Genomic DNA, 21887 nt, shown 5'->3' with positions numbered 1-21887 from the left:
AGCACGTTCTCCCGCGGAGGTCGGATGCGCCTGGCGATCGGTTCGAAGCAGGTTTTACCTGGTGCTGCCCGCTCGCGCGCACTGCCCGGGCGCAGCTGCGCCATGGCCCTGCTGGCGCTGGCCGCCGCCGCGCCGCTGGCCGCGCTGGCGGCGCCGTCGACCTTCGGCCCCGTGATCGGCAGCGCCATCCTGTGTCGCAGCCATCTCGACAATGCTTACTTCCACGATTACCTGGTGAGCGCCTTCGGCCCGTCCTACAAGCATGAGGGCGGCGCTTACTGGTTCAAGGCCGAGGGCACCTTGTGGGGCGCGCCGGTGACCGACATCATGATCAGCGACGATACCAGCGAACTGGTGTTCGTGGCCGCCGTGGCCGACACCACGCCCGACAAGCTCGAAGAATCGATCCGCAACGCCGTGGGCGTGCGGCACCTGTCAATCGACAATTCGCCATATCCGGTGCGCGCGTCCAATCCCGGCAGCAAGATCGTCTACTTCAAGACCAAGTCCAAGATTTACTGCGCCAAATACAAGCCGCTGCCCGTCGGCCGCTAGCGCGGGTGATGCACTTCCAGGGAATCCATGTACAAGCAATTCTTCAGCCTGAAGCAATCACCGTTTTCCATCGCCCCCGATCCCCGTTACCTGTTCATGAGCGAACGCCACCGCGAGGCGCTGGCGCACCTGCTGTACGGGGTCGGCAGCGGCGGCGGTTTCGTGCTGCTGACCGGCGAAATCGGCGCCGGCAAGACCACCGTGTGCCGCTGCTTCATCGAGCAGATTCCCCCCGACTGCCGCCTGGCCTACATCTTCAATCCCAAGCTGACGGTCGAGGAACTGCTGCTGTCGATCTGCGATGAATTCCGCATCGACCTGCCGCCGGCGCCGGCCGGCGCGGTCAGCGTCAAGAGCTATGTGGACGCCATCAACCGCTACCTGTTGCAGAGCCACGCGCAGGGCAAGAACAATGTGTTGATCATCGACGAGGCCCAGAACCTGTCGGCCGACGTGCTCGAACAGTTGCGCCTGCTGACCAACCTGGAAACCAGCGAGCGCAAGCTGCTGCAAATTATCCTGATCGGCCAGCCGGAGCTGCGTGCGATCCTGGCCCGGCCAGAACTCGAACAGCTGGCCCAGCGCGTCATCGCGCGCTATCACCTCGGCTCGCTCACCGAAGCCGAAACCGCCAGCTACGTCGCGCACCGGCTGGCGGTGGCCGGGGGCGGGGCGTCGCGGCCGTTTCCGCGTTCGCTGATGGGGCAGGTGTTCCAGTTGTCGCAGGGCGTGCCGCGCCGCATCAACTTGCTGTGCGACCGCGCGCTGCTGGGGGCGTATGTCGAAAACAGCCGCGAAGTGACGCGCCAGATCCTGCGCCGCGCCGGCAGCGAAGTGTTTTCGGGCGGCGCCACGGCGGCCGCGTCCAGGATGCGCTGGCAGTATGTTGCGGCCGGCCTGCTGGCGAGCGCCGTGATCGGCGCGGCGGCGGCATGGCAACTGCGCCCGCCCGCCAGGGCTGTGGCGGTGCAGGCGGCGCCGGCGCCGGTCAAGGCGCTCGCCGCCGTCGCGCCACCCCCGGCGCCGCCGGCGCATGCGCCGCGTGCGCCCGTCGCGCCGCTCACCCACGCCAGCGAAGCGGCTGCGCTGCACGCCTTGTCGGCGCTCTGGGGCGTGGCGCTGCCCGCCGGCGCGACCTGCGACGATGCATTGAAACTGAACCTGCGCTGCCATCAGGGCAAGGGCGGGCTGTACGAACTGCGCCTGCTCGACCGTCCGGCCGTGCTGACCTTGCGCGACGGGCCGGTGGTGAGCTACGCGCTGGTGACCGGCATGGACGAGAGCACCGTGCGCCTGAACGTGGACGGCAGCGAGCAGACGCTCGACTTCGGCGCGCTCGCCACCCGTTCGGACGGCAGCTTCGTGACCTTCTGGGTCATGCCGCGTTACTTCCGCGACCAGGTCGGCGCGGGCGAGCAGGGGGCCGACGTGGACTGGATCGCCTCGCGCCTGGCCAAGGTCAACGGGCTGGCCCCGCCGCCGGCCGATCGCCCGCTGGGCGCGCCGACCCTGGAACTGCTGCGCGCGTTCCAGGCCCGTCAAAACCTCAAGGCGGACGGCGTGGCCGGTCCGCGCACCTACATGCGCCTGAACCAGCTGACCGGCGTGGCCGAACCGCGCTTGCTGGCGGCTGGCGCAACGGGGAAACCATAAGATGTCCTATATTCTCGAAGCACTGAAAAAGGCGCAGGCCGAACGCCAGCTCGGCAACGCGCCGACCATCCACGCGACCCCGATGCATGTCGCCGAGCCGGAACGGGCCGGCGCTGGCGCCAACCCTGTCGTGATCGGGCTGGCGCTGCTGGCATTGGGCGCCACCGGGGCTGCTGTGTATGCCTGGAAGCAATCGGCAACGCCGCCGGCGCCGCTGGTGCAGGTGGCCGCGTCGGCTACCGCGTCGGCTACCGCGTCGGCTACCGCGCCGGCTACCGCGCCAGTCGCGCCAGTCGCGCCCGCTCCCGTGCCGGCCCCGCCGCCGGCGCCAGTGGTGCAAGCCGCGCCGCCGCCCAAGGCCGAGCCGGTCAAAGTGGCCGAGGTCAAGCCTCAGCCGGTCAAGAAGGAAGCGCCGGTGAAGAAGGAAGAGCCGGTGAAGAAGGAAGCGCCGGTCAAGAAGGAAACGCCGCTCAAAATAGACGGGCCGGCCAGGACCGACACGGTCAAGGCCGACAAGCCTGTTACCGCTCCGGAAGAGTCCCTGCGCACCCTGCGCGAACTGCCCGAGGCGCTGCGCAGCGAGATTCCGCCGATCGCGGTGGGCGGCTATATCTATTCCAGGAATCCGGCCGATCGCCTCTTGCTCATCGATAAAGTCTTGCGCCGCGAAGGCGAGGAAGTGGCGCCCGGCCTGGTGCTGGAAAAATTGCTGCCCAAGTCCGCCGTGATGAGCTACAAGGGCCAGCGCTACCGCCATCCGTATTGATGGTGGCGACCTTTGTATAATTGCGATCTCACTTCACGGCGGAAAGGCCGCGCATGCACAACTTACTCGGTGTAATCGGCTGCTCAGGCAGTGGCAAGACGACCTTGCTCGAAACCCTGGTCCGCCAGCTGGCTGCCGATGGCTTGCGCATCAATGTCGTCAAGCACAGCCATCACGACGTGATGCTCGAACCGCCCCACAAGGACAGCGCGCGCCTGCGCATGGCCGGGGCGGCGCAGGTGATGATCGCCTCGCCGTTCCGCGTGGCCGTCATTCGCGAGCTGCGCGGCGAGCCGGAACCGACCCTGGCCGAGCAGTTGGCCCTGCTGGGCCAGGCCGACCTGACCCTGGTCGAAGGCTACAAATGGGAAGCCATCCCCAAGCTGGAGGTGCAGCGACCCTCGCTGGGGCATCCGCCGCTGTATCCGAACGATCCGCATATTGTCGCTGTGGCATCGGATGCGCCGCCGCCAGATCACCTGCCCGACAATCTCGCCTGGCTCGACCTGAACGACCCGGCCAGCGTGCTGGCATGGGTCAAGGCCAGAATTAATCCGGCGCCAGCCTAAAGGGGACCTCGAAAAACCTACTGCGCGGCGCAATTTTCGTCCTGCGATGCTCACCGTACCTTCGTACGGCTGCGCTTCTCCGACGAAACTTGCACCGCTCGCTACGGTTTTTCGAGGTCCCCCTCAAGTTCGGGCGCGCCGCGTCGTTACCATCCCTGATAGCCAATCAAACGGGAGGACTCTCATGGATGTTTCATCAATTGCATCACTGGCCACCAGCATGGCCGAAACGGGTATCAAGCAGGAAGTGGGCTACGCCGTGTTGAAGAAAGCGCAACAGATGGAGGGCCAGGTTGCTGCCCAGCTGATCGACGCGCTGCCGCAACCGCAGCGCCTGCCGGCCAATCTCGGCAACAGGATCAATACGACTGCCTGATCCGGCGCCCCGGACGCGCCGCGCCGCCCGGTGCCCTCCCATCGATGGAGGAAGCGGGCTTTTTTACGTTAAAATTGGCGCGCACGGGAAAAGTTGTAAGGAACTGAAAGGCACGCCGGACAATCGCGTGGGCCGCTTTACAATCGCCTTCAACCCGGCAGTTCCTGTTCCACTTCCATCATACTCAAGGAGATCCACGATGAACAAACGTCAAGCCCTGATCGCCGCCGCCCTCGCCGGCGTGTGTACTGTTTCCTCCGGCATGGCCGCCGCGCACGATGCGCCCATGTCCAAGGGCGACAAGGCCGACAAGGAGAAGTGCTACGGCATCGCCAAGGCTGGCCAGAACGATTGCGCCAGCGCGACCGGTTCGCACGGCTGCGCCGGGGCATCGACCGTCGACAAGGCGCCGGAAGAGTGGAAATGGGTGGCCAAGGGCAGCTGTGAAAAAGCCGGCGGCAAACTGTCCGGCAAGTAAGCCGGCTATTTCATGCGGGGCGGGGCCTTACCGGTCGATCCTGTTGCCGGTCCCGCCTCGCCGGGCGCCGGGGTCGGCTTGCGCGCCCCCCATTACCGCCAGTTTCTCGCGCAACGGCCCGCAGTCGGCTGGCTTGAAGTCCACACCGAAAACTTTCTCGACCGCGCGGGCTGGGACTGGCATGTATTGCAGGAACTGCGCCGCGATTATCCCATCAGCCTGCACGGCGTCGGCCTCGGCCTTGGCTCGGCGCGCGGGTTTTCAACATCCCATCTGGACCGTGTCTGCGCGCTGGTCGAGCGGGTCGAGCCCATGCTCGTGTCCGAACACCTGTGCTGGGGCGCCGTTGCCGACCGCCAACTGAACGATTTATTGCCGATGCCGCTCAGCGGCGCCGCGCTCGATTTGCTGTGCCAACGGGTGGAGCAAGTGCAAGACCGGCTGCATCGGCGCATGTTGCTGGAAAATGTCTCCACCTACGTGCGTTTTAACGACGATACCATGAGCGAAGCCGAGTTCATGGCCGAGCTGGCCAGCCGCACCGGTTGCGCCTTGCTGCTCGATGTGAACAATCTCTACGTCAACCAGTGCAATCACGGCGAAGACGCGCTGGCGGCGATCGCGGCCATCGCCCCCGGCAGCGTGGGCGAAATCCACCTGGCCGGCCATCTGGTCACGCCGCAGGCAGTGGTCGATCATCATGGCGACGTGGTGGCCGCGCCCGTGTGGGCCCTGTATGAAGCGGCGCTGGCGCGCTTCGGCCGCCTGCCGACCCTGATCGAATGGGATACCGACGTGCCCGCGCTCGAGGTGCTGCTGGGCGAAGCGCGCAAGGCGCAGCGCATCGCCAGCGCTTACCCGGTGATCAACGTCGCCAACCCCTGGCGCGGCCGCCACGGCCAGGCGCTGGCCCCGGACGCCCTGGCCGATACCCAGCAACGTTTCGCGCAAGCCTTGTTCGACTATGACCGCGAAGCCGAGGCGCTGGCGCAGTTCAGGGGCGGCGCCAACGCGGACCGTTTCGGCTTGTATCGAGGCAACCTTGGCGTGACCTGGAACAAAGCCCTGGCGGCGGCCTGCCCGGTGCTGCGCCAACTGGTCGGCGAGGCGTTTTTCGGCGCGCTGGCGCGGGCCTACGGCATGGCCCATCCCTCGCTCGACGCCGACCTGAACCGCTTCGGCGCCAGTTTTGCCCGCTTCCTCGACGGTTTCCCCCCTGTCGCCGATTATCCTTACCTGCCGGACATGGCGCGCCTCGAGTGGGCGATGCACCGCGCCCATTACGCGCTTGACGCCGAACCCATCGGCGCCGCCGCGCTGGCCGCCCTCACGCCGGACCAGTTCGAACAGGCGCGCTACGCCCTGCATCCGGCCTGCAGCCTGATCGCGTCAAGCTGGGCGGTGGTACACCTGTGGCAAGCGCACCAGCCCGACAGCGGCGTCGCCTTTCCGGCGGTTATGGATCGCCCCAGCGCGGCCCTGCTCGCCCGCCCGCGCTGGAAGGTGGAACTGCTCGCGCTCACCCCCGCGCACGCAGGCGCGCTCGCCGCGCTGGCCGGCGGATATACAATGGGTGAGGCGCTCGATGCCGCATTCGCCCTCGATGAGCAATTCGACATCGGGGCGCATCTGGCGCAGTGGATTGCGCTCGGCATCCTGCTGGCGCCCTGAATCCCGGATTGCCTGTCTTTCTGTGCGGAAGCTGGCCATTTTTCCAGGGCGCGGCCCCCGTGCAAAAGGGCTGCGTTTTACTCACGCTATAATCATTCTTTATATCGATTTCATTCATGTCAATGAGCGCTGATCAAGTTATCGCCGAGTACCAGAGCAATGGCAATGCTGTTTCCCCCGCAGTCGCGACCGCGCTGCTCGCGCCGGAAGTGCGCCGGGCGATCTACAAGCAACTGGTCGGTGCGACCCTGGCGCCGTACCGCGTGCTGCTGATCGAGTTGCTCGACGAGGAAATCAACCTGCGCACAGCCCTCTGGGACCACATCGTGCAAGACGATATGGATTACTACGAAGGCATCTACCAGTGCGCCTTCCTGCTGTACCGCGCCGGCGACGTGGCCGACAGCTTGTTGCTGTGGAAAGCCAAGCACATCAACATGGATGTCGGGACCTTGCTGGGAGCCGAGTATTTCGTCGGCGCCGGGCTGGACGTCACCATGGCCTACCTGTCGAGTTCGCCGATGCCCGAAGCGGCCGGGCTCGCCGATTACCTCCAGCAATGGTTCGAAAAGCCGGGCGCCATTGCCTGGCAGGAAGCGTGGGAGCAGGAGCGCGCCTCGGCCATCGCCAACGCCTGAGCGCCGGCCATGCTCGATCTTCCCGCACGACCAACTTTTCTGGACTTCAACGAACGCGCCTTCAGCGCCGCCGACATTGCCTTCTTGCTCAGCAAACCATCGATCCGCGGCCTGACCTTTACCGGCTGCGCCATCGGCGATGAGGAAGTGAGCGCCCTGTGCGCCTTGCCCAGGCTGGAACGCCTGTGGCTGGCCGCCAGCGCGGTCACGGACGCCGTCCTGCCCGCTATCGCCCGCGTGCCCGCCCTGAACTGGCTGGTGCTGGACAACACCGGCATCAGCGGCGCCGGCCTCGCGGCCCTGGCCAGGCACGCCACATTGCGCAATTTGTCGCTGCGCAACACCCGGGTCGACGATGCCTGCATCCCGTACATTGCCGCCATCGCGCCGCTGTCGCATGTGGACCTGAGCGGCAGCGCGATCAGCCGCGACGGCCTGCTGGCGCTGGCGGCCCATCCCACCGTGGGCTTGTATGCGCACGACTCCCTGGCACCCGGCCTGGCGCAAGCGTTCATGCGCGAACAGCGCCGCCTGGCCAGTCGCACGCCGCCCGGTTTCATCCCCGGCGCGGGCGAGGAGGCGGCCGCGCTGGCCGCGCTGCACGGTTTCTGGGACGGGATCAGCGCCTGGGAAACCCAGCTCGCGCTCGACAAGGCGGACCCGCTCTTGACCGACTGGCGCCAGCCGGTCCGCAGCGCCATTTTTGCGCAATACTGTACGCCCAGGCACAGCACCTCGGGACAGGCCGTCGCGTCCAGTTTCGGCACGCCGCCCACGTATGCGGGGCACAGCGTCATCGACGTCGAATGGCTGACGGCGCGCAAGGTGTGCGTGTACGCCACCCACCACGCTCACTTGCAGTGCCGCTTCGTGCTCATGAAAAAAGGCCACACCTGGTTGCTCGATCACATGCAAAACTTGTTCGATGGATGGAAGACGGGGTATTTGTAGCAGCCCGATGACGCGCGCGGGCGAGGACCGAAGCAGCGGCGCGCGGGGAAGACGCCGCTGGCTTGTTTAATTGAAAGCACGCATGATGCGCGCTTCGCCGGACAGGTCGGCATTGTCCGCATTGGCGGTTTTGCTCGCTTCGATCATGCGTCCGAGTTGCTCGTCCTCGAATCGGGCGAGTTCTTCGGTGGCCGCGTTCAGTGCCAGCGCCAGCTTGGCGCGGGCACTGCGGTATAACACGCTGGTGTACTGGTCCGTGTTCTTCAGCAACTCTTCCGCATTTTCGATGACCAGCCGCAGGTCGCCGATCAATCGTTCCTGGGTTTGCTGGTTTTCTTCAGGGTTATCCATGGTGGCCACCTTGAATCGGTTAATCACGTCTTAGAATATAGACAAAACATGCAATTTTGTGTTTGTCGCCGCGCAAGAACGCCCGTGCCGCCGCCGTCCTTACTCAGCATATTTCTAATATTGCCCGATTACAAGGTGTTTATACTGCGCTGGCGCAATCAGGCGCCGTCCGTCCCGCTGCTGCGCACGCTGATGCGCACATCGCCGATGCCGACCACCTGGCCATCGCGGATCTTGGCGGTCTTGCGCAATTCCTTTTTGCCATCGACCGATACCACGCCCGTGGCGACCAGGTTCTTGCCCGCGCCGCCGCTGTCGCACAGGCCCGACAGCTTCAATAACTGGTTCAGTTCGACGAACTCGCCTGTGAGGTCAAAAGTGACTTTCTGCATTTACCGCTCGTCCTAAAAATAGATGAAAGAAGCGCAGTGTGGCGGCATCGGCGCGGCGCGTCAACGTTGCCCGCGCCGCGCCGCGCCTTCCACGCCGTACGTTACACGCCGTACGTTACACGCCCGGGCGGGTCATCTCGAGCGGGACGATCCACTCCTCGAACTGTTGCTCCGTCACAAAACCGAGCGCCAGCGCCGCCTGCTTGAGGGTGGTACCCTCGTGCTGCGCCTTCTTGGCGATCTGGGCCGCGCGGTCGTAGCCGATGTGCGGCGCCAGGGCCGTCACCAGCATCAGCGAGCGTTCCATCAGTTCGCCGATGCGTTCGCGGTTCGGCTCGATGCCGTGCGCGCAATGCTCGTTAAACGAGCGCATGCCGTCGGCCAGCAAACGTACACTTTGCAAAAAGTTATGGGCGATCATCGGCTTGAACACGTTCAGCTCGAAGTTGCCGGAGGCGCCGCCCATGGTAATGGCGACATCGTTGCCGAACACCTGGCAGCACAGCATGGTCAGCGCTTCGCACTGGGTCGGATTGACCTTGCCCGGCATGATCGAGCTGCCCGGCTCATTTTCGGGAATGCTGATCTCGCCCAGGCCCGAGCGCGGGCCGGACGCCATCCAGCGCACATCGTTGGCGATTTTCATCAAGGCCGTGGCCAGGGTTTTCAGGGCGCCGTGGGTGCCGACCAGCGCGTCATGCCCGGCCAGGGCCGCAAACTTGTTGGGCGCGGTCTTGAAGCTGAGCGCCGTGCGCGAGCCGATTTCGGCCGCGATGCGGGCCGCAAAATCCGGGTGCGTGTTCAGGCCGGTGCCGACCGCCGTGCCGCCGGCGGCCAGTTGCAGCAGGCCGGGCAGGGTGGACTTGATCGCGTGCTCGGAGTATTCCAGATGGGCCACATAACCCGAGAATTCCTGGCCCAGGGTCAGCGGGGTTGCGTCCTGCAAGTGGGTGCGCCCGATCTTGACGATGTCGGCGAACTCGCGCGACTTGATCTCGAACGTGCCGCGCAGGCGCGCCAGGGCTGGCAGCAGCGCCTGCACCACGGCCTGGGCCGCTGCAACGTGCATCGCGGTCGGGAAAATATCGTTGGACGACTGGCCCAGGTTCACATGGTCGTTCGGATGCAGCAGGCGGCCTTCGCCGCGCGCGCCGCCGCTCAGTTCGGAAGCGCGGTTGGCCAGCACCTCGTTCATGTTCATATTGCTTTGCGTGCCCGAGCCGGTCTGCCACACGACCAGCGGGAACTCGTCGGGATGTTGGCCGTCGAGCACCTCGTCGGCGGCCTTGACGATGGCGTCGGCCTGCTCGGCCGGCAGCCGGCCGAGCGAGCGGTTGACGGCGGCGGCGGCGCGCTTGACCTGGGCCAGGGCGGCCACCAGCTCGGGCGCCATGCGCTCGCTTGAGATGGCGAAGTGCTCCAGCGAGCGTTGCGTCTGCGCGCCCCACAAGCGCTCGGACGGGACCGCGATCGGGCCAAAACTGTCCTTTTCGATTCTTGTTTCCATTTCGTTACCTGTTTATTTGGGATTGCGGTTAAAGAGTTTATCTCGGCGTACGTTAATTACGGCAGGGCTACAGATTTCTCCGCTCCTTCGTCATTAGCTGGACAACATTACCATATATGCACCATTCGCGAATCGCCCGGCTGGCCCGGTCCGGCATTATCTTGATTCTCCGCCTGATACTGGCCGGCGCGCTGGCCAGCGCCCACGCCGCCGAGCTGGGCGAGGCCCAGGTGCGTTCGTACATCGGGCAGCCGCTGGTGGCCGATGTGGAACTGACGGCGCTGGCCGAATCGCCCGAGCGCGGCGCCAGCGTGCAGGTGCGCCTGGCCGACGCCGATGTGTGGCGCGGCGCGAATGTGCGCATGCATCCGGTGCTGTCGAACCTGACCTTGTCGGTGATGCGGCGCGACGGTCGCCAGTTTCTGCACATCACCTCGGTCAAGCCGGTCGAGAGCGATTATGTGCATCTGTTCCTCATGCTCGGCGAAGGCGGCAAGCGCGAAGTGCGCGCAGTGACCTTGTGGCTCAGCCGCGATCCGCAGCCGGCGCCGCCGCCCGCGCCGGTTCCGCTTCCTGTTCCGGCACCGGACCCGGTCCCGGTCCCGGTCCCTGCGTCCTTGCCTGCCGCGCCCGCCAGGCTTGCGCCAACGCCAACGCCAGCGCCGCGCCCGGTGCGGGTCTTGCAACTGCCATCGGCCGGGTCGCCATCCTGTCCCCAGATCAGTGAGGATCAACTCAAGACGTGCGTCGATCTCGACCGCAAGAATGGCGTGCTGTCGGCCCGGATTGTGGAGCTCGAAGAAAAGGTCAAACTGCTGCAACGGGCGATCGAGGGCAAGAGTGTCGTCGCCAGCCATGCGGCGGCGGCCGGGCATGACGCGGCTTCCGCCAGCCATGCGGCCGCGCCGGCCGGTCATGCGGCCGGCTCGGCCGCGCCGCCGATCCTGTCGCGCGCGGCGCTCGCCAAAAAGAACGCCGCCAAGAAAGGGGAGGAGTCTCCCTGGATGCTGATCGGCATTGCCGCAGGCGCGATCCTGGTGACCGCCGTGGCCGTCTGGTTGCTGCTACGCCGGCGCAAGCGCAAGGCTGCGCTGTCCGCCGAGGGCGCCGCACCGGCCGACGCGCCCGCAGCGGCCAAAACGGGCATGTTCGCCGGACTCGCCGCGCGCTTCAAACGCAAGCCGAAAGCGCCCGCGGCGGCGGTTGATGCCGAGCCCGATGCGAGCTGATTTCCTTGCATATATAAAAATGTTGAAAAAAAGATGTACACGCGCACAAAGTCGTCTACACAACTTTTAAAACTGCGCTATACTGGTTTCCGTGGTCCTGCGGGACTGCAAAAACGGGCCCAGGATCTGGCGCAGCCACCAACGATAGCGTGGCGCGGCAAGCAGATAATCGTTGAAGAAACGCCTGTCCCCGGAAGCGGTCCGCCAGCCAACGATGCGCCAGCGGACGCCGGATGCAACCGGCAAGAGGCGACACCAGGAGATACCTGGTGATCGCTCTCCAGAATTCTGTCCTCCCCCAGCGATCAATTTTCCTTCAAGCTATACTCTTCGGTGACCCCCTTCACTGAAGGCAAGCACATGACGACGGCAACACACCCGGCACAAGCGCAATACGCGCTGTTCCTGCAACGCGGACTCAAGCTCGACATGTCGCGCGGCAAACCATCTCCCGAACAACTCGACCTCTCCAACGACCTGCTCGACGCCTTGCCCGGCTTTAGCGCGGCCGATGGCGCCGACGCCCGCAATGATGGCCTGGGCGTGGGCCTGCCCGAAGCGCGCGCGCTGTTCGGCAGCCTGCTCGACGTCCCAAGCGCCCAGGTCGTTGTCGACAGCAGCGCCAGCCTGTCGCTGATGCATGATGTGATCGTGTTTGCGCTGTTGAACGGCGTGCCGGGCGGCCAGCCCTGGGTTGGCCAGCAGAGCGTGTTCTTGTGCCCGGTGCCGGGCTACGACCGCCATTTTTCGATCTGCGAAGCGCGCGGCATCAAGATGATCAACGTGCCGCTCAACGACGACGGGCCGGATATGGAGGTCGTCGAGCGCCTGGTGGCCAATGACGCCAGCATCAAGGGCATGTGGTGCGTGCCGAAGTACAGCAATCCGTCCGGCGCGGTCTACTCGGACCAGGTGGTGCGCCGTCTCGCCGCCATGCAAACCGCCGCGCCCGACTTCCGGCTGATGTGGGACGACGCCTATCGTTTCCATCACCTGACCGACGAACACGTGCGTGTCGCCGAGGTCATCGGCGCATGCGCCAGGGCGGGCAACCCGGACCGGGCGATCGTGTTCGCATCGACCTCGAAGGTGAGCTGGGCCGGGTCGGGCATTGCCGCGCTGGCGTCGTCGCCGGCCAATATCGCCTGGTGGACCCGGCATGCGGGCATTCGCAGCATCGGCCCGGACAAGATCAACCAGCTGCGCCACGTGCGCCTGTTGAAAGACAGCGCGACCGTGGAAGCGCTCATGATGCGCCACGCGGCGCTGCTCAAGCCCAAGTTCGACGCCGTGCTGGCGCAGTTCGGGGCGCACCTGGGCGATGTGCCGGGCGTATCGTGGACGGTGCCGAAGGGCGGGTATTTTATCGACCTGATCACGCCGCCGGGTGCGGCCAGGAAGACGATCGCGCTGGCCAGGGAAGCCGGCATTACGCTCACGCCGGCTGGCGCCGCGTATCCGTACGGGGTCGACCCGGACGACAGCCATATCCGCATCGCCCCGAGTTTTCCGTCGCTGCCCGAGATTACCCAGGCGGCCGAGGGGATTGCGCTGGCCTTGAAGGTGGCTGTGGCGGGGTAAAGCTGGTAATGACCGGAGCGAGCCAGCAAAAAAGCGCCCTCGGGCGCTTTCGTTGACATCTTTTCGGTCACATTTTCAAGCAGCTCAGTGCGTCGCGCACATCACATCGGACAACTGCCACGGTTCGGTAATTTCGCGCACCGCGCGGTCATTGGCCATGATCTGCTTGAGCAAGTCGATCTTGCGCATGCGGGGCGCGCCATCGAGTGCAGGCACGCCGGTCTTGACCGCCGCCGCATGTTGCTTGCACTGCGTTTCCAGGTTCGCCATGCCATTCCAGTCGCCTGCTTTTGCCGCAAGCGCCATCTTGCCAGTCAGGCCAGCAATATTTTCGTACATCGAGAGAACTTCGTTGGAGGTCATGCGCTCACCTGGCCAAAAATTGATAAAGATTACCGCGTGTCCTTCCATAACGTCGGGATCGGGCGGAACTTTAGGGTTTTTTCAAAAAAATCCGAAATATTTTTTGCCAGGTTGAAAAAATGCTTAATTGATCAGTTCTTCCAGCCCGCCACTGAGCTCCCCGAGCGGCGGAATCCCCGCGAACAAGGCTTCCGGCGCCACGCCCAGCCCGGTGGCCAGCGCTTGGGTGAAGCATGCCGCCAGTTCCTCATCGTTCGGCTGGCGCTCTTCATAGCGCGCGCGCAGCACGGCCAGGTGAATCACCGACGCCATCCGGTACGAGGGCGACTCCGGCGTGGGATCGGGAAAATGACGCAAGGTCTGGTGAAACAGGTCGGGGAACTTCCAGCGCAGCGCCAGTTCCGCCCCCACCATGCCGAAATCGTAGCCGAACAGCGCCCGCTCGGCCGCGATCCGGCCGTTGTCGTACGGCCCGACCGTTTGATCGAGCTCGCGCGCCTGCTGCGCCACGCCCGCGTGCATCACCAGTTGCCCGATCCCGTGCATCATCCCGATCGTGAAGGCCAGGTCGGTATTGGCGCCGATCTGCTTGGCGATCCACTTGGCCGCCACCGCCGTGTGCAGGCTGTAGCGCCAGAAATGCTTCAGGTCGAGTCCCGGCACGGTCTTGAAACTGCCCACCAGGCCCGAACTGATGACCAGTGTGCGCACCGTCACAAACCCGAGCATGCGCACCGCGTCGCCCACATTGCCGATCCGGCGCGAGACGTGATAGTAGGCCGAGTTGGCCAGCCGCAGCAGCTTGGCGCTCAGGACCGGGTCGAGCGAGAGCTTGCGCGCGACTTCTTCGACCGCCACATCCGGGTCGTCGAAACTGCTGATCAGTTCCGCGACCACTTTCGGCGCGGAGGGCAGGGCGTTCGGATTTTGCAGCAGGGCTTCAAGGGTCATTCTGTCTCCAGTTGATTGCATGGCGCTACGAACCTATCTCAGTAGATCGGGGAAGCGGATCGCGACATACGCGTAGGCGACATACGCGTAGGCGATGCATGGCAAGCGAGGGCAAGGCGCGAGGAAGCACTCGCTTGCCAGGCGCGTCAGCAGCGACTCCGGTCTACTGAGATAGACTCATGGGCAGCGTGACTATATAGCGATTTCTGCGGGCACGCCACCACCGCGCCGATCACACCTCGTCGAGCTGGGCGAAGCGCGCCGCCAGGAAGTCGATCAGGGTCCGCACGGCCGGGCGCAGCCAGCGCCGCGACGAATAGGTGGCGTGAATGATCCCGCCCCGGGGAAACCAGTCCGGCATCAGGATGACCAGCGTCCCCTGGCGCAGTTCTTCTGCGATCATCATCAGCGGCAACTGCACCACGCCCACACCGGCCAGCGCCGCCGCCCTCAGGGCGATCATGTCGTCGGTCACCAGGCGCGGAGTGTGGCGGACACTGGCTACCGCGCCGTCCGGGCCATCGAGGTGCCAGGTCGGTTGCGCCATGGGGCTGCCCCAGTCCAGGGTTGGCACGCCGCCCAGGTCGGCGGGCAGGTGGAGCGCCGGGTGGCGCGCCAGGAAGGCCGGGCTGGCCGCGACACACCAGCGCCGCGTGCTCAGCACCTTCATGACCAGGTCGCTGTCCTGCAAGGGCGGCACCCGGACCCGGATGGCGACGTCGGTCCCCTCGGCCACCAGGTCGATGCGCCGTTTGCTGGCCTCCAGGTGCAGGGTCACCATGGGATGCGCCGCCATGAATTCGGCCAGCATGGTGCCGACCCGCACATGCAGCAGCGCAATCGGACAAGCGATGCGCACCACGCCGCTCGGCTCGGCCCGGGTGCGGTCGACCGCATCCTGGGCCGCCTGGGCTTCGACCAGCATCGCCTTGCAATGCAAAAAATAGCTGGTGCCGATCCCGGTGACGGAAAACTGGCGCGTCGAGCGCTGCAGCAAACGCACCCCGAGCCGTTCTTCGAGGATGCAAATCCGCCGGCTCAGTTTGGATTTTGGAACGCCGATCGCCCGACTGGCCGGGGCGAACCCCTCATGTTCGACCACCTGCACAAAGTAAAACAGATCGTTCAAGTCCTGCACATCGGTGTCCAGTGTTCCATTGATCATGACGGCACTCTGGACCGAGGCTTGCCTCACCTTCCCGGCGCTGGACGCCCTGCGCGACGGCTATGACGTCTACGTTGTCGTCGACGCCGTCGGCGGCACCTCCAGCGCGGCGCACGAGGCTGCGTTGCGCCGCATCGAGCAGGCCGGCGGGAAGATGATCAGCGTGGTGCAGATGTTCTGCGAACTGCAGCGCGACTGGGCGCGCCATGACACCGTGCCGGCGTTCATCAAGCTGTTTATCGAGACCGGCGGTACGGCGGGGATTCAATTCTCGTACGACCAGGCCTGAGCGTCGGACCAGGCGATGCGCCGATCGCGCGCGCCCGTTTGACCGAGGACATCGGCTGGTCCGGGCCGCGCCAAGGTTGGTAGCGGCCGGACGGCGGCCTGCGTGCCATTCCCGCTTTTCGCTGCTCTGGCGGCATATCATGCAGTTCATCGCAATTGACAAGCATTTCTCTCCGCGCTCGATTAAAGTGCAGGCTGGGAAAAATGCGCCGGCCCTGGCGCCGCCACGAAAAGAGAACCGAGATGACATTATTGAAACAGCGCCGCTTCGGCGCCGCCATCGCGCTGGCCTGCACCGCCTTCGCCGCCCACGCCGAAGCCCCGTACGCCTTTGCCACCACGCCGGGCAAGCTGCCCAAGGATATCGTGCCGGTGCAGTACGCCGCCCACCTGATCCCCGACCTGGCCGCCAATACCTTCCTCGGCTCCGAAACGGTCGAAATCGAAGTCCTCAAGACCACCTCGCGCATCATGCTCAACGCGGTCGACATCGAGATCGACGCCGCCAGCCTGTCCGGCAAGAACATCGGCGCGCTCAAACTGACGCCGGTCGTCGACAAGGAACAGGAAACGCTCAGCTTCGCGCTTGCGCAGCCGCTCGCGCCGGGCCGCTACAACCTGGCGCTCAAATTCCACGGCCTGATCAACCGCGAAGCGCGCGGCATGTTCCACATGAAGTACAAGGCCGGCAGCGCCGCCCGTACCATGATCGCCACCAACATGGAGCCGACCGACACGCGCCGCCTGCTGCCGACCTGGGACGAACCGGCCTTCCGCGCCGCCTTCAAGCTCACCGTCGACCTGCCGGCCAGCTTCAAGGCTTACTCGAACACCCCGCTCGAGCGCCAGGAAAAGCTCGACGGCGGCCTGCAACGCTTCCACTTCGGCGTCACCCCCAAGATGCCGAGCTACCTGTTGGTGCTGGTCGCGGGCGAACTGGAACGGGTCAGCGCAAGGCAGGACGGCGTGGAGATCGGCATCGTCACCACCGAAGGCAAGCTGCCCTCGGCCGCCTACGCGCTGGGCGCCACCAAGGACCTGCTGCGCTACTACAACAACTACTTCGGCGTTCCTTACCCGCTGGCGAAACTGGACCAGATAGCCATCCCCGGCGGCTTTAACGGCGCCATGGAAAACTGGGGCGGCATCGTCTACAACGAATCGACCCTGCTGGTCGACCCGCAAAAGAGCCCCGACAGCGTGCGCCAGACCTCGTTCGGCATCAACGCCCACGAAGTGGCGCACCAGTGGTTCGGCAACCTGGTGACGATGGGCTGGTGGGACAACCTGTGGCTCAACGAAGGCTTCGCCTCGTGGATGGCGACCAAGGCCACCGACCATTTCCATCCCGAGTGGCGCGTGCAGCTGGGCGCCCTGGCCGAGCGCGAAAGCGTCATGAACCTCGACGCGCGCAAGACCACGCACCCGATCCAGACCCCGGTGCTGACCGAAGCGCAGGCCGCCGACGCCTTCGATGCGATCACCTACGCCAAGGGCCAGGCCTTCCTGCGCATGCTCGAAGCCTACCTGGGCGAAGAACCCTTCCGCAAGGGCATCCGCGCCTACATGGCCAAGCACCAGTACGGCAACACCACCACCGCCGACCTCTGGTCCGCGCTCGAAAAAGCCTCCGGCAAACCGGTCGAAAAGCTGGCCTCCGACTGGACCACCCAGCCCGGCTTCCCGCTGCTGAAGGTCGAGCAAAGCTGCGAGAACGGCAAGCGCAAAGTGACGCTCTCGCAGGAACAGTTCCGCCTCGACGAAGCGGCGCCTGAAAAACGCCTGTGGAACGTGCCGGTGCAAGTGGGCAGCGTGGGCGGCAAGGCCAGTTACGCCTTGTTCTCCGGCGCCAGCACCAGCATCACGCAGCCGTCGTGCGACGGTACACTGGTGATCGACCCGGCCAGCGTCGGCTACTTCCGCGTCCAGTACGACAAGGCCGGCTTCGACGCGCTGGCGGGGCAGGCCGCCAAGCTGCCCGACACCACCCGCCTCAAGCTGCTGGGCGACACCTGGAGCCTGGTGCAGGCCGACCGCCTGCAGCTGGCCAGCTACATCAAGCTGGCATCGGCCTACGCCGACGAACCGCGGCTGGCGGTATGGAACGCCATGCTCGACAACCTCGCCACGCTCGACACCCTGGCCGAAGGCGAGCCGGAACGGGCGCTGGTGCGGCGCTACATCACCAGCCTGGCCGAACCCAAGTTCGCGCGCCTCGGCTGGGACGACAAGGCGGGCGAATCGACCGAAGAGCGCCAGTTGCGCGCCCTGCTGGCCGGCGCGCTGGCCAAGATTGGCGACCCGGCCGTGATCGCCGAAGGGCGCGCCCGCTTTGCCCGCTTCCTCAACGACCCGGCCAGCGTGCCGCCGTCGATGATCGACTTCGTCATGCGCGTGGCCGGCCGCTACGGCGACGCCGCCACCTACGAGGCCCTGGCCAGCCGCGTGGCGCAAGCCCAGACTGACGAAGAACGCAACCGCTACGCGCGCTCGATGACCCTGGCGCACGACCCGGTCCTGGCCCGGCGCACCCTGAACATGGCGCTCTCTTCCGAGCTGCCGGCGCAGCTGACCTCCACCCTGGTGCCGGCCGTGGCGCGCGCCGAACACGTGGAGCTGGCATGGGCTTTTGCCACCGCCAACCGCGCGGCATTGATGAAGGACCAGGAATCGGTTGGCCAGAACCGCTTTTTCCCGGGCGTGGTATCGTCCTCCTCCAATCCGGCCCACGCCGACATGATGGAAGCGTACGTGAAGCAGAACTTTGGCCCCGATGCCCAGGTCGAAGCGCAACGCGTGGCCAATGCCATCCGCACCCGCGCCGCCCAGAAAACCCGTTTGCTGCCGCAGGTGCGCGCGGCGCTAAAATAACCGAACATCGGAACAAGGAAGCACACATGAAAACACACTGGACCCCGCTCAAGACCGCCCTGACCCTCGCCCTGTGCGGCGCCTCGCTCGCCTTCGCGCCCGCCCATGGCGCCGGCCAGGACGCGGCGCCGGCCGCCAAAGCCATCACCGCCCCGGTGCTGCCGGGCGACGACTTCTTTGCCTACGCCAACGGCGACTGGCTCGCCAAGACCGAGATCCCGGCCGACCGCAGCAGCTGGGGCGCCTTTGCCGCCATGGCCGAAACGACCAATGCGCGCATCGTCAAGCTGATCGAGGAAGTCTCGGCCGATAAAAAAGCCAGGGGCGACGCGCGCAAGGTCGCCGACTTCTACAACACCTTCATGGACGAAGCGGCCATCGAAGCGAAAGGCGTCGCGCCCCTCAAGCCGCTGCTGGCGAAAATCGACGCCATCAAGGACAAGGCGTCGCTGACGCGCGCGCTGGGCCAATCGCTGCGGGCCGACGTCGATCCGCTCAACGCCACCAACTTCTTCACCGAAAACCTGTTCGGCCTGTGGATCGCCCAGGGCCTGAACGACCCGGCCCGCAACACGCCTTACCTGCTGCAGGGCGGCCTGGGCATGCCCGACCGCGCCTACTACCTGACCGACAGCCCGCGCATGGCCGAGCTGCGCACCAAGTACCAGCAGCACATCGGCGCCATGCTCAAGCTGGCCGGCTACGCCGACGCCGACGCGCGCGCCGCCAAGGTGTTCGAGCTCGAAATGAAGATCGCCCGCTCGCACGCCAGCCGTGAAGATTCGGCCGACATCGTCAAGGCCAACAACAGCTGGACGCGGAAGGACTTCGCCGCCAAGGCGCCGGGCATGGACTGGAACGCGTTCTTCAAGAGCGCGGGCCTGGCAGGCGAGCCGACCTTCATCGTCTGGCACCCGGGCGCATTGACCGGCGCCGCCGCGCTGGTCGAGAGCACCGACGTAGCGACCTGGAAGGACTTCCTCGCCTTCCACCAGGTCAATCACTTTGCCGCGACCCTGCCAAAAGCCTTCGCCGACCAGCGTTTCGAATTTTCCGGCAAGGCCTTGAGCGGCACGCCGCAGCAATCGCCGCGCTGGAAGCGCGCGCTGGCCGCCACCAACGAAGCGCTCGACGAACCTGTTGGCCGCCTGTATGTCGAACGCCACTTCCCGGCCGAGAACAAGGCGCGCGTGCAGAAAATGGTCGGCAACATCATTGCCGCCTTCAGCAAGCGCATCGACCAGCTGGACTGGATGGCCCCGGCCACCCGCGCCCAGGCCCAGGAAAAGCTCAAGACCATGCACGTCGGCGTGGCTTACCCGGACCGCTGGCATTCGTACGCGGGCCTGAAAGTGCTGCCGGGGGACGCGCTTGGCAACGCCGTGCGCGCCGAACAATTCCATTACGCGCAGGAGATCGCGCGCCTCAAGCAAAAGGTCGACCGCACCGCGTGGGCGATGCCGCCGCAACTGGTCAACGCGGTCAACCTGCCGCTGCAAAACGGCATGAACTTCCCGGCCGCGATTTTGCAGCCGCCGTTCTTCGACCCGAAGGCGTCCGACGCGGCCAACTACGGCGCCATCGGCTCGATCATCGGCCACGAAATCAGCCACAGCTTCGACGACCAGGGCGCGCAATTCGACGCCAAGGGACGCCTGCGCGACTGGTGGACCAAGCAAGACATGGCCCACTTCAAAGGCGCCGCCGACAAGCTGGTGGCGCAGTTCAGCGCCTACAAGCCGTTCCCCGACCTGGCGGTCAACGGCCAGCTGACCCTGAGCGAAAACCTGGCCGACCTGGCCGGCGTGGCGGCGGCGTACGACGCCTACAAGGCCTCGCTGGGGCAGGATGCGCCGGCCGACGCCGACAAGCAGTTCTTCCTCGGTTACGCGCAGGCCTGGCAGACCAAGGTGCGCGAAGCGGCCGCGCGCCAGCGCGTGCTGACCGACGGCCACGCACCGGCCGAATACCGCACCGCCATCGTGCGCAATCTCGCGCCGTGGTACAAGGCGTTCGACGTCAAGCCGGGCCAGGCCCTGTACCTGGCGCCGGCCGAGCGCGTGAAGGTGTGGTAGGGGCGCCATGAGCGAGGACATCGACGCCATCACGCGCCTGACGCTGGCGCACTACGACGCCAGCGCGGAGCAGTTCTTCCGCGGCACGGTGGACCATGACGTGAGCCAGAACATCGGCGCGCTGCTGGGCGCCATCGAAGGCGCGGCGCCGTACACCCTGCTCGACCTGGGGTGCGGGCCGGGGCGCGACCTCAAGACCTTCAGCGCCCTTGGCCACCGCGCCATCGGCCTCGATGGTTCGGGCGAGTTCGCGGCCATGGCGCGCGCCTACAGCGGCTGCGAAGTGTGGCACCAGGACTTCGTGCATCTCGATCTGCCGGCCGGCCTGTTCGACGGCATTTTCGCCAACGCGGTGTTGTTCCACGTGCCCAGCCGCGCGTTGCCGAAGGTGCTCGACGATGTGTACGCGGCCCTGAAACCGGGCGGCGTGCTGTTCAGTTCCAACCCGCGCGGCGACAACCGGGAAGGCTGGAACGGGCCGCGCTACGGCAGCTATTATGATTTCGCCACCTGGCAGGCGTACATGACAGCGGCCGGCTTTTCCTCGCTGCATCATTACTATCGCCCGGAAGGCTTGCCGCGCGAACAGCAGCCTTGGTTGGCGAGTGTCTGGCGCAAGCCGTATGGTTAGATAGCGAACGGAACGGTTCAGAGGAATGTCCTATTCTGGGTCCGTCGCACAGTCGGTGCGCCCCGCAGTTTCACTCACCATATGAGGTACCGAAAATGAACGAGGACCAAGTTAAAGGCAAAGCGAAAGACATCGGCGGCAAGATCCAGGAAGAAGTCGGCAAAGTCATCGGCAGCAGCGAACAGCAAGCCAAAGGGCTGTCGAAGCAAGTCGAAGGCAAAACCCAGGAAAAATTCGGCGACGCCAAAGAAGTGCTCAAGGACCAAGGAAACCGCTGATCCAGCGCTGATTCCCCCTACAACCGGGGTCAGAGCTTTAACTAGAAATATTTCTAGTTAAAGCTCTGACCCCGATGTCGTTTACCGCATCCGCGCGCTATTTGATGCTTTTTTGCAAGTATTTATCCCATTTTCCGCCTTTAGCTGGGAATTCCCTTTTGATCGAAGCGAGCCGGTGTGCAGCAATCGCGGTTTGTTGCTAATTAAAGCTCTGACCCCGGTTGGGGATTTTTGTTGAGTAGAATTAATTGTTGGCTTATGTGCGGAAACGAACTGATCTGTTTTGAACTCAGCAGTAAGATGGCTTCACTACATCGCCACTCTTGGCTATGAGCACTTCAAGGAGCTTCACCATGAACAAAGATCAAGTCAACGGCAAACTGCAAGACATCGGCGGCAAAATTCAGGAAGAAGCTGGCAAACTGGTCGGTAGCACCGAACAGCAAGCTAAAGGCCTGGAAAACCAGATCGAAGGCAAAACCCAGGAAAAAATCGGCGACCTCAAAGAAGCCGTCAAGGATGCGACCAACTAATTGGTCCGCTCCCTA

General features: G+C 65.1%; 22 protein-coding genes and 1 pseudogene. 17 read left to right on the top strand and 6 right to left on the bottom strand.

The annotated features are described in order from the left end of the window. The first annotated feature begins 24 nt into the window (after positions 1-24). The 9 genes from F1735_RS16965 to F1735_RS16925 all read left to right on the top strand — a co-directional run bounded on the left by F1735_RS16965 (position 25) and on the right by F1735_RS16925 (position 7657). Complete coding sequence (locus F1735_RS16965; RefSeq protein ID WP_229505823.1) at positions 25-555, top strand: hypothetical protein; 531 nt, start codon at positions 25-27, stop codon at positions 553-555. Between the two features lie 27 nt (positions 556-582). After that, complete coding sequence (locus tag F1735_RS16960) at positions 583-2208, top strand: ExeA family protein (RefSeq protein WP_167238019.1); 1626 nt, start codon at positions 583-585, stop codon at positions 2206-2208. A 1-nt stretch (position 2209) separates the two neighbouring features. After that, the gene (locus tag F1735_RS16955) at positions 2210-2974 is read left to right on the top strand and encodes a general secretion pathway protein GspB (RefSeq protein ID WP_167238018.1); all 765 of its coding nucleotides are present in this window, start codon (positions 2210-2212) and stop codon (positions 2972-2974) included. Positions 2975-3027: 53 nt separating this feature from the next. Beyond that, the gene (gene mobB / locus F1735_RS16950; protein WP_167238017.1) at positions 3028-3543 is read left to right on the top strand and encodes a molybdopterin-guanine dinucleotide biosynthesis protein B; all 516 of its coding nucleotides are present in this window, start codon (positions 3028-3030) and stop codon (positions 3541-3543) included. Between the two features lie 184 nt (positions 3544-3727). Further along, complete coding sequence (locus F1735_RS16945; RefSeq protein ID WP_167226751.1) at positions 3728-3919, top strand: YjfB family protein; 192 nt, start codon at positions 3728-3730, stop codon at positions 3917-3919. 199 nt (positions 3920-4118) lie between these two features. Continuing rightward, complete coding sequence (locus tag F1735_RS16940; RefSeq protein WP_167238016.1) at positions 4119-4397, top strand: BufA1 family periplasmic bufferin-type metallophore; 279 nt, start codon at positions 4119-4121, stop codon at positions 4395-4397. Positions 4398-4409: 12 nt separating this feature from the next. After that, positions 4410-6068, top strand: coding sequence for an MNIO family bufferin maturase (bufB, locus tag F1735_RS16935; RefSeq protein ID WP_167238015.1), 1659 nt, complete (start codon positions 4410-4412; stop codon positions 6066-6068). A gap of 122 nt (positions 6069-6190) precedes the next feature. Then, entirely contained in the window at positions 6191-6706 is a 516-nt protein-coding gene (locus tag F1735_RS16930) for a hypothetical protein (protein ID WP_167238014.1), read from the top strand. Between the two features lie 9 nt (positions 6707-6715). Then, positions 6716-7657, top strand: coding sequence for an NTF2 fold immunity protein (locus tag F1735_RS16925; protein ID WP_167238013.1), 942 nt, complete (start codon positions 6716-6718; stop codon positions 7655-7657). A gap of 66 nt (positions 7658-7723) precedes the next feature. On the opposite strand, the gene F1735_RS16920 is transcribed toward F1735_RS16925, so the two are convergent. The 3 genes from F1735_RS16920 to fumC form a co-directional block, all read right to left on the bottom strand. Next, positions 7724-8008: a DUF883 family protein gene (locus F1735_RS16920; RefSeq protein ID WP_166896210.1), complete on the bottom strand. Its 285-nt coding sequence runs from the start codon at positions 8006-8008 to the stop codon at positions 7724-7726. 158 nt (positions 8009-8166) lie between these two features. Continuing rightward, the gene (locus F1735_RS16915) at positions 8167-8400 is read right to left on the bottom strand and encodes an RNA-binding S4 domain-containing protein (RefSeq protein ID WP_166874095.1); all 234 of its coding nucleotides are present in this window, start codon (positions 8398-8400) and stop codon (positions 8167-8169) included. Positions 8401-8515: 115 nt separating this feature from the next. Beyond that, on the bottom strand, positions 8516-9907 hold the full coding sequence (gene fumC / locus F1735_RS16910) for a class II fumarate hydratase (RefSeq protein WP_167238012.1): 1392 nt from the start codon (positions 9905-9907) through the stop codon (positions 8516-8518). Between the two features lie 161 nt (positions 9908-10068). Here fumC and F1735_RS16905 point away from each other — a divergent pair, with 161 nt between their 5' ends. Both F1735_RS16905 and F1735_RS16900 read left to right on the top strand, forming a co-directional pair. Then, entirely contained in the window at positions 10069-11136 is a 1068-nt protein-coding gene (locus F1735_RS16905) for a type IV pilus assembly protein FimV (RefSeq protein ID WP_167238011.1), read from the top strand. Positions 11137-11496: 360 nt separating this feature from the next. Continuing rightward, positions 11497-12717 carry an aminotransferase class I/II-fold pyridoxal phosphate-dependent enzyme gene (locus tag F1735_RS16900; RefSeq protein WP_167238010.1) on the top strand — a complete coding sequence of 407 codons (1221 nt, stop codon included), beginning with the start codon at positions 11497-11499 and terminating at the stop codon, positions 12715-12717. Positions 12718-12801: 84 nt separating this feature from the next. Here the strand turns inward: F1735_RS16900 and F1735_RS16895 are convergent, their stop codons facing one another. The 3 genes from F1735_RS16895 to F1735_RS16885 all read right to left on the bottom strand — a co-directional run bounded on the left by F1735_RS16895 (position 12802) and on the right by F1735_RS16885 (position 15196). After that, positions 12802-13080 carry a flagellar protein FliT gene (locus tag F1735_RS16895; RefSeq protein WP_167238009.1) on the bottom strand — a complete coding sequence of 93 codons (279 nt, stop codon included), beginning with the start codon at positions 13078-13080 and terminating at the stop codon, positions 12802-12804. 123 nt (positions 13081-13203) lie between these two features. After that, a complete protein-coding gene (locus F1735_RS16890; RefSeq protein WP_167238008.1) occupies positions 13204-14031 on the bottom strand; it encodes an HDOD domain-containing protein in 828 nt (275 codons plus the stop codon). A 232-nt stretch (positions 14032-14263) separates the two neighbouring features. Then, complete coding sequence (locus F1735_RS16885) at positions 14264-15196, bottom strand: LysR family transcriptional regulator (protein ID WP_187364278.1); 933 nt, start codon at positions 15194-15196, stop codon at positions 14264-14266. Between F1735_RS16885 and F1735_RS16880 the strand changes: the two are divergent. From F1735_RS16880 to F1735_RS16855, 6 genes and pseudogenes are all read left to right on the top strand, one after another. Further along, positions 15189-15485 (top strand): annotated as a pseudogene (locus F1735_RS16880) (isochorismatase family protein); the annotation flags it as partial. The gene F1735_RS16885 and the pseudogene F1735_RS16880 overlap by 8 nt on opposite strands. Positions 15486-15727: 242 nt before the next feature. Then, on the top strand, positions 15728-18355 hold the full coding sequence (locus tag F1735_RS16875) for a M1 family metallopeptidase (RefSeq protein WP_167238007.1): 2628 nt from the start codon (positions 15728-15730) through the stop codon (positions 18353-18355). A 26-nt stretch (positions 18356-18381) separates the two neighbouring features. Then, complete coding sequence (locus F1735_RS16870) at positions 18382-20430, top strand: M13 family metallopeptidase (protein ID WP_167238006.1); 2049 nt, start codon at positions 18382-18384, stop codon at positions 20428-20430. A 7-nt stretch (positions 20431-20437) separates the two neighbouring features. Continuing rightward, a complete protein-coding gene (locus F1735_RS16865) occupies positions 20438-21061 on the top strand; it encodes a class I SAM-dependent DNA methyltransferase (protein ID WP_167238005.1) in 624 nt (207 codons plus the stop codon). Between the two features lie 95 nt (positions 21062-21156). Then, positions 21157-21339 (top strand): CsbD family protein, encoded by a 183-nt coding sequence (locus F1735_RS16860; protein ID WP_166874069.1) that lies wholly within the window; start codon positions 21157-21159, stop codon positions 21337-21339. 353 nt (positions 21340-21692) lie between these two features. Next, positions 21693-21872, top strand: coding sequence for a CsbD family protein (locus F1735_RS16855; protein WP_166896229.1), 180 nt, complete (start codon positions 21693-21695; stop codon positions 21870-21872). The last annotated feature ends 15 nt before the right edge of the window (positions 21873-21887 follow it).

It is taken from the genome of Massilia genomosp. 1, from assembly GCF_011682185.1.
In the GTDB taxonomy this organism is placed as follows: domain Bacteria; phylum Pseudomonadota; class Gammaproteobacteria; order Burkholderiales; family Burkholderiaceae_D; genus Telluria_A; species Telluria_A rubra.
Note: the sequence above shows the minus strand (reverse complement) of the source record. Positions and strands in the feature narration are given on the sequence as shown.